The 7,973-nt window shown below is 71.9% G+C and carries 8 protein-coding genes; 7 read left to right on the top strand and 1 reads right to left on the bottom strand.

From position 1 onward, the window contains the following. Positions 1-210: 210 nt before the first annotated feature. The gene (locus ACIBB8_RS37030) at positions 211-1,572 is read left to right on the top strand and encodes a VWA domain-containing protein (protein ID WP_398959724.1); all 1,362 of its coding nucleotides are present in this window, start codon (positions 211-213) and stop codon (positions 1,570-1,572) included. 87 nt (positions 1,573-1,659) lie between these two features. Continuing rightward, positions 1,660-2,856, top strand: coding sequence for an FHA domain-containing protein (locus tag ACIBB8_RS37025; protein WP_398959722.1), 1,197 nt, complete (start codon positions 1,660-1,662; stop codon positions 2,854-2,856). 9 nt (positions 2,857-2,865) lie between these two features. Here ACIBB8_RS37025 and ACIBB8_RS37020 read toward each other — a convergent pair whose 3' ends face one another. Beyond that, positions 2,866-3,852: a methyltransferase domain-containing protein gene (locus ACIBB8_RS37020; protein WP_398959720.1), complete on the bottom strand. Its 987-nt coding sequence runs from the start codon at positions 3,850-3,852 to the stop codon at positions 2,866-2,868. A 278-nt stretch (positions 3,853-4,130) separates the two neighbouring features. On the opposite strand from ACIBB8_RS37020, the gene ACIBB8_RS37015 reads away from it, so the two are divergent. The 5 genes from ACIBB8_RS37015 (at position 4,131) to ACIBB8_RS36995 (ending at position 7,944) form a co-directional block, all read left to right on the top strand. Further along, complete coding sequence (locus ACIBB8_RS37015) at positions 4,131-4,535, top strand: globin (protein ID WP_398959719.1); 405 nt, start codon at positions 4,131-4,133, stop codon at positions 4,533-4,535. A 208-nt stretch (positions 4,536-4,743) separates the two neighbouring features. Continuing rightward, positions 4,744-5,028 carry a hypothetical protein gene (locus ACIBB8_RS37010; protein ID WP_398959717.1) on the top strand — a complete coding sequence of 95 codons (285 nt, stop codon included), beginning with the start codon at positions 4,744-4,746 and terminating at the stop codon, positions 5,026-5,028. After that, the gene (locus ACIBB8_RS37005; protein ID WP_398959716.1) at positions 5,025-5,987 is read left to right on the top strand and encodes an ABC transporter ATP-binding protein; all 963 of its coding nucleotides are present in this window, start codon (positions 5,025-5,027) and stop codon (positions 5,985-5,987) included. Before ACIBB8_RS37010 ends, ACIBB8_RS37005 begins: the two co-directional genes overlap by 4 nt. A 113-nt stretch (positions 5,988-6,100) precedes the next feature. After that, positions 6,101-7,645, top strand: a complete 1,545-nt coding sequence (locus ACIBB8_RS37000) for an alpha/beta hydrolase (protein WP_398959714.1) — start codon at positions 6,101-6,103, stop codon at positions 7,643-7,645. After that, a complete protein-coding gene (locus ACIBB8_RS36995) occupies positions 7,642-7,944 on the top strand; it encodes a hypothetical protein (RefSeq protein WP_398959712.1) in 303 nt (100 codons plus the stop codon). Before ACIBB8_RS37000 ends, ACIBB8_RS36995 begins: the two co-directional genes overlap by 4 nt. The last annotated feature ends 29 nt before the right edge of the window (positions 7,945-7,973 follow it).

Raw genomic sequence — 7,973 nt, 5'->3', positions numbered from 1 at the left:
GGTCGGTGCGTGCGATCGGCGTGCGGTGTCGCAGGTCATGTGGCGGAGCCACCTGTCCTGCGGGGCCGTGCGGCGAGTGTGCGTGCCGGGCGTCGCTGCGCAGGCGGGGAACTCAGAACAGGCCCTTAAAGGCCCCACGTCCGGTACTGCCCGCTCTCGTGTCCGCTGCGACCTTTGCCAGCTCTGCCACCTCTGCCAGGAGCCGATCAGATGGCCAAGTTCTCCAAGTCCCACGTGCCGCAGTTCTCCGTCGAGGTGTATCAGAACGAATATCTGCCGGAGGGCGGGCGCGAGGTCAACGCGATCGTCACGGTCACCTCGACCGGCGGCGGCACCACCGGTGGCGTCCCGCTGACCGGTGCGACTCTCTCGCCCACGCAATTGCCGGGCCAGCGGCCGAAAGCCGCCGTAGTGATCATGGTGGACTGCTCCGGTTCGATGGACTATCCGCCGACGAAGATGCGCAACGCCCGTGATGCGACGGCAGCGGCCATCGACACCCTGCGCGACGGCACCTCGTTCGCCGTGGTCGGCGGTACGCACATCGCCAAGGAGGTCTATCCGGGCAACGGCCGCCTCGCCGTGGCCGGCGCGCAGACCCGCGCCCAGGCGAAGGAGGCGCTGCGCCGGCTCAGCGCGGGCGGCGGTACGGCGATCGGCACCTGGCTGCGGCTCACCGACCGGCTGCTCGGTGCCGCCGACGTGGATATCCGGCACGGCATCCTCCTCACCGACGGCCGCAACGAGCACGAGTCGCCGGAGGATCTGCGGGCCGCGCTCGACGCGTGTGCGGGCCGCTTCACCTGTGACGCCCGCGGTGTCGGAACCGACTGGGAGGTGAAAGAGGTCACAGGCATAGCCTCGGCGCTGCTCGGCACGGCCGACATCGTCGCCGACCCGGCGGGACTCGCCGCGGACTTCACGCAGATGATGGAGAACGCGATGGGCAAGGAGGTCGCGGACGTGGCGCTGCGCCTGTGGACGCCCGTCGGGGTCGAGATCAGGTTCGTGAAGCAGGTCGCGCCGACGGTCACCGAACTGACCGACCGCCGCACCGAGACGAGCCCGCGCGCCGGGGACTACCCGACCGGTTCCTGGGGTGACGAGTCCCGCGACTACCACGTGTGTGTACGGGTGCCGGAGGCCGGGATCGGGCAGGAGATGCTCGCGGCCCGCGTCTCGCTGATCCTCCCCGACTCGTCGGGCACGGCGGCCCCCCAGGTCCTCTCGCAGGGGCTGGTGCGGGCGGTGTGGACGGACGACATGGTGGCGTCCACCTCGATCAATCCGCAGGTCGCGCACTACACCGGCCAGGCGGAACTGGCACAAGTCATCCAGCAGGGGCTCGATGCGCGCAAGTCGGGAGACTTCGACGGAGCGACGGCGAAACTCGGCCGTGCGGTGCAGCTGGCATCGGCGTCCGGGAACGAGGACACTGCGAAACTGCTTTCGAAGGTGGTCGACGTCGTCGATGCGGCGACCGGTACTGTGCGACTGAAGGCGAAGGTCGCGGAGGCCGACGAGATGACCCTCGAAACGCGCTCCACCAAGACCGTCCGCGTGAAGAAATAACACGAGGGCCGCGCAGCTCAGCGACGTGGCGAAGCGACAAGACATGACGGCCCCCGGGGCCGGACGAGGAGAGGGGGAAGCGCCGACATGCCGACCTGCCCGAACGGACACCAGTCGGGTTCCGAAGACTGGTGTGAGGTCTGCGGCCATCGCATGGCCGGGGCCGGCGCGCCTGCGGGTGCAGTCCCCCCGCCGCCTCCACCGCCGCCCGCGCCCGGATACGGCTCCCCGCAGGGCCCCGGCTCCAACGCCACCCAGCGGGCAGAGCTCTGCCCGCAGTGCCGCACCCCGCGTGAGGCGATGGCGCCGTTCTGCGAGGAGTGCCGCTGGAACTTCCTCACGAACACGGCGACGTCGTACACCCCGCTGGCCCCGCAGCACGGCGGTCCTGACGGGCCCGGTCCCGGCCGTCCGGTGCCCGGTCTGAACCTGCCGCCCGGCTTCCAGGCGCAGCAGGGGCCGCCCGCACCGCCGCAACAGCGCGATCCGTACGAGTACCAGAGCTCGCGGCCCTCGCAGGTGAACCGCCCGGCCGAGCCGATCACTCCCGGGCCCCCGGCGCCGGGCCCGCAGCAGCCGCCGCACCCGTTCCAGCAGCAGGGCCCGACGCCCCCGTCCTTCCAGCAGCAGGGCCCGCCTCCTGCGCCGTCGTTCCAGCAGCAGGGTCCGCCGCCTCCGCCGTCGTTCCAGCAGCAGAGCGCGCCCCCCGCGTTCGAACAGCCCGGCCCGCCCGCGCCGCCGCAGCCGAAGCCGCAGGCCACGGGTGACGACTGGATGCTGCCACCGCCCTCGCAGCAGCAGGTGCCGACGCAACAGCCGTTCCAGAGCCAGGGCCGGGACCAGGGCCCGAACCAGGGACCGGACCAGAATCAGGCGCCTGCGGGCTGGACGGTGGTCATCGCCCCGGACCGTGAGTACTTCCTGGCGATGATGCAGCGCAGCGGCCCCGAGGCGACCGGGCTCAACCTGCCCGCGTACTCCCCGGAGCAGCGCCTGCCGCTCACCGGCAACCAGGTCACCATCGGCCGTCGCCGGCACAGCACCGGCGAGTCCCCCGACGTCGATCTGTCCGTGCCGCCGGAGGATCCGGGCGTCTCGCACCAGCACGCGGTGCTGGTGCAGCAGCCCGACGGCAGCTGGGCCGTGGTCGACCAGAACTCCACCAACGGCACCACGCTGAACGGTGCCGAGGACCCGATCCAGCCCTACGTCCCCGTACCGCTCCAGGACGGCGACCAGGTGCATGTCGGGGCGTGGACGACGATCACCATCCACCGCGACTGACCGGGTTTCTCAGCCGGCGGCCAGTGGCCAGGCGTACGGCCCCTCGGGGTCGTCCAGCCAGGCCCACTGCCGCCCGTCCCGGACGGTGATGCCGAACCTCTCCCGCTCAGGACGCTTCTCGCGCTGCCAGAGGGAGAGGGCCTCACGCGGGTCGAGGGTGGTGCCGGTCAGCGTCAGCAGGAACTGGAACAAGTCGTTCTCGGCCACCCGCCTCGGCACTCCGCCGGTGTGCGGGTGGCGCACCGGCGGCGGCACCACCCCGCGCAGGGGCACGAAGTACGCGGGTGTGTGCAGGAACCGCCCCTCGGCATACGGGCCGTGCGGTGACGGGCGTACCCGCAGCAGGATCAGCCCGGTCGCGAGCGGTGCCAGGATCCGGGCCTGAGGCCTGCACTGCGCCAGCCAGGCCTCCGGTACGGACGGCAGGGTGCAGGTCACGATGATCCGGTCGTACGGGCCCCGCTCGGGGCAGCCCCGGGCCCCGTCCCCGGTGATCACCGCCGGGTGATAGCCCGCCGCCGACAGATGGTTGCGGGCCGACTCCGTGATCTCCGGGTCGAGGTCCATCGTGGTCACCGCGTCGTCGCCGAGGCGGTGGGCGAGCAGCGCGGCGTTGTAGCCGGTGCCCGCGCCGATCTCCAGAACGGTGTGGCCGTCCCGTATGTCCAGCTCTTCCAGCATCCGGGCCATCAGTGACGGCTGGCTGCTCGACGAGACGAGGTCGCCGTCCCTGATCCGGGTGGCCAGCGCCCCGTCGGCGTACGCGCCGTGCAGCCACTGGGCCTGCCGGGCCGGGTCGGGGTCCTCGCACCAGAGCCGTTCGGGCCCGCTGGTCCCGGTCACGTAGTAGTACGGCACGAACAGATGGCGGGGCACCGTCTCGAACGCGGCACGCCAGGCGGGGTCCTCCAGCACCCCGCCCTCGGCGATCCCCCGCACCATCGCCCGCCGGGCCTCGGCGCCGGCCTCCGCGAACTGATCCAGATGTGGGCCCATACCTCCACTCTCCCGCTCGCGCCCCCCGGAAGCGACGAGGCGGACGGCGGGCCGGACTTCCAGGATGCGGTTCCCTGTGCGGCTCGCCCGGTGGGGAACGGGTGCGCCGATGGCCTGTGCGGTCGTGTCGAGCAAGGGTGCGGCGACGTTCGCCGGCGGGTTGCTTTCCCGGCGATACCGGCACAGGTGAGTGCCCCGGGGGGCTGAGCCGTCCGGGCCTGCCGGGTCCGGGTCCTAGGTCCCGGGTCCTCGGCCGGTGCGTCTGCGACCATGGACGGGTGACAGAGAATCCGCGCGACACCCTTCAGGAGCAGACCTTCTACGAGCAGGTCGGCGGCGAGGAGACCTTCCGGCGCCTGGTCCACCGCTTCTACCAGGGAGTAGCCGAGGACCCGCTGCTGCGGCCGATGTATCCGGAGGAGGACCTGGGGCCCGCCGAGGAGCGGTTCGCCCTGTTCCTGATCCAGTACTGGGGTGGCCCCCGGACGTACAGCGAACAGCGCGGTCACCCCCGGCTGCGGATGCGGCACGTCCCGTTCCAGGTGGACCGGGCCGCGCACGATGCCTGGCTGGGCCGGATGCGGGAGGCTCTGGACGAACTCGGGCTGTCCCCGGAGCACGAGCGGCAACTGTGGGACTACCTCACGTACGCCGCCGCCTCGATGGTGAACACCGAGGGCTGACGTCGCAGCCCCGTCCCTCTCTCCCCCCACACGCATGCCCTGTGCGGAATGCGGTGCTCCGCTGCCGGATAACGGTCACGATTCCATCAAGGTGTGTGCGTAAGCGGTTTCCAGCAGTGGGTGCGCTCTGGAAGCGTCCTGGTACGGCAACCGCGTAGCAGTACCAGAGCGTCGGGGGCGTGCGGGGCAACAGTGTCGAGGGGGCCATGTGACGGGGTTCGTCTTTCTGCGAGTGAGGGCGCATCGGCTCCTTCTCGCCGCAGCCGTCCTGGCCGTCCTGCTCACCACATCGGTGCTGGCGGCGCTCACGGTCGCCGCCGTCGGGATCGGTGCCGTCGCTCTCGACACCGCTCCGCTGCGGGCCGACCCGCGGTCGCTGGCGCTCCCTGCGCCCGGCGTGGTCGCACTCGCCGCCGCCGTGGCAGCCGTGCAGGCCTGCTCGGCCGGGCGCCGTGGATCGATCACCGAACTCAGGGCAGGAGACACCCGATGACGTCGTCGACAACCGACACCACGCTGGCGGAACTCGAACAGCGGGCCGCCGCACGCCACAACCGACCCTCGTACGGGCACGACGCACTGATCGCCTGCGATCGGCTGGTCCGCATCTTCACCGCGGACGGAGTGGAGGTGCAGGCTCTCCAGGGCCTCGATCTGCTGGTCACCGAGGGCGAGTTGATGGCGCTCGTCGGGGCATCCGGCAGCGGCAAGTCGACCCTGATGAACGTTTTGGCGGGCCTCGACGTGCCGACGGCCGGGTCGGCGAAGGTCGCGGGCTGCGATCTGCTGTCGATGGGCCAGAAGGAACGGCTCCGCTACCGCCGGGACGTCGTCGGGTTCGTCTGGCAGCAGACCGCCCGCAATCTGCTCCCGTACCTCACCGCCGTCCAGAACGTCACGCTGCCCATGCAGCTGCGCGGCCGCGGCCGGAACCGTGAACGCGCCGCGCGCGCCGAGTCGCTGCTGCAGATGCTGGAGGTCGCGGACTGCCGCGACCGGCGGCCCCCGCAGATGTCCGGCGGCCAGCAGCAGCGGGTGGCGATCGCGGTCGCGCTCGCCAACGATCCCTCGGTGCTGCTCGCCGACGAACCGACCGGCGAGCTGGACTCGGCGACGGGCGAGCAGGTGTTCGCCGCGTTCCGCCGGGCCAACGAGGAGCTGGGGACGACCATCGTGATCGTCACCCACGACCAGGCGGTGGCGAGCGAGGTCCGTCGTACGGTCGCCATCCGGGACGGCCGTACGTCCTCCGAGGTACTGCGCCGCACCGAGGTCGACGCGGCGACGGGCCTGGAGTCCCAGGTGGCACGCGAGTACGCGATGCTCGACCGCGCGGGCCGGCTGCAACTGCCCGCCGACTACACGGAGACGCTCGGGATGGAGCACCGGGTGATGCTTGAGCTGGAGCGCGACCACATCGGGGTCTGGCCGGACGACCAGTCGCGCCCGTGACGGGTGTTGGTGGTGCTAGCCACAGGTCGCTCAGGCCGGGTGGCCCGATGTCCTCGCGCCGCGTACGCCCCTAGCGTCTTACGGGAGCAATCCACCTGATCCCGAGGAGCACCATGCGCGTCGCCAAGCTGGCCGCCGCCGGCCTGGGCCTGACCTGTCTACTGACAGGCTGCGTGTCCGCGTCGGCCACCCCCGCCGCCCCCCCCTCCCACCAGCGGCTCGTCTGGGGCCCCTGCTCGCCGCAGCAGCAGGAACTGAAGGAGGCGGGCGCGCAGTGCGCGAAGGTGACCGTCCCGCTCGACTACTCCGACCCCGGGGGCCGGACCATCCGGATCGCCGTCTCACGAATCAAGGCCACCGCGAAGCACGGGCAGCGACGGGGCGTCCTGCTGTCCAACCCGGGCGGTCCGGGCGGCCCCGGACTCGCCAGCACCCTGCTTCTGCGGCCCGCCTTGAAGGATGCGGCCGACCGCTACGACCTGATCGGCTTCGATCCCCGTTTCCTCGGCGAGTCCACCCCCATCGCCTGCGACCCCGCCGCCCCGACGCCCGCGCCCGGCCCGACCACGACCCGCCGCGAGGACTTCGAGCAGTCGGTACGGTCCGCCCGCGACACCGCACGCCGCTGCCAGGAGCACGGGGACAACGCACAGCTCCTCCCCCACGCCACGACCCGGAACGTCGCCCGCGACATGGACGCGATCCGCGCGGCGCTGGGTGAGCGCAGACTGTCGTACTACGGCGTCTCATACGGCGCCGATCTGGGCGCCGTCTACACCCAGATGTTCCCGCGCCGCACCGACCGCGTCGTCATCGACTCCTCCACCGACCCGTCGGACACCCAGTACGAACTCTTCCAGCGGGCGGGCAGACCGCTCGAAGAGGCGCTGGACGCCTGGGCCGGCTGGACCGCGCGGCAGGACGGCACCTACCGGCTCGGCAGCACACCGGCCGAAGTCCGGGCGAGCGTCCAGCGGTTGCTCGACGGGGCCGAGCGGCGCCCGGTCACCGTCTCCGGCGTCCGGCTCGACGCGCCGTTGCTGCGGCTGGTGCTGAGGCAGCTCATCCAGCACGAGGAGTACGACCCGGCGCTCGCCGCTACGGTGCGCGACCTGGCCGATGCCGCCGCGGGCAGGCCGGTCGAGCCCGGCCCGGAGCTCGCCGCCATGCTCGAAATGCTCGCGTCGCCCGAGATGGCGGACAGCATGCTGGGCGGAACCCTCTTCATGTGCGGCGACCGCGGCTGGCCGGCCGGCGGCTGGCCGGGGAACCCGGAGACGTACTGGCGGAACATGGAACGCAGCCGCGCCGCCCAGCCCGTCTTCGGCCCGCTCGTCAACAGCATGATTGCCCCGTGCGCGTTCTGGACGAGCACGTCCCGCGAGCCCGCCACGGTGATCGGCAACGACGTACCCGTGCTGATGCTCCAGGCCCGGCGCGACAACAACGTCCCGTACGAAGGGGCCTTGGCCCTGCACCACCGCCTGACCGGCTCCCGGCTGGTGACGGCGGACATCCGCTCGCACGGGGTGTACGGGCGCGGATTCGACGGCCTCACCCCCGTTCCCTGCGCCGACCGGGCCGTCAACGACTATCTGCGCGGCGGCCCCCTGCCCGCGGCCGACCTGAGCTGCCCCGGCACCGGGGAGGACCGTTGATCAGCCGACGTACGGGCCTGGCGGCCACGGCCCTGCTCACCGGAGCGTCCGGCACCGCGGCAACGGCCACCGCACCCCGCCACGCCCCCGGGCTCCGCAGCCACCTCCAGAGCGATGTGGACGCGATCCTGGCCACCGGGGCCACCGGCGTACTGGCCGAGGTACGGAGTGCCCACGGCCGGACGACGGCCCGGGCCGGAAGCGCCGATCTGACGGACCCTCCTAGGAGGGTGCTGAAGATCTTGGCCGGGCTCCCGACGCCTTGCACGCACATCTGCGGCGTTGCCAAAACGGCCTGATAGCTCCGCTATGAGGCCGCTTCGGCGCC

The organism is Streptomyces sp. NPDC051286 (genome assembly GCF_044455345.1).
GTDB lineage: Bacteria > Actinomycetota > Actinomycetes > Streptomycetales > Streptomycetaceae > Streptomyces.
The sequence above is the reverse complement of the archived record's forward strand: the minus strand, read 5'-3'. Positions and strand labels throughout refer to the sequence as shown.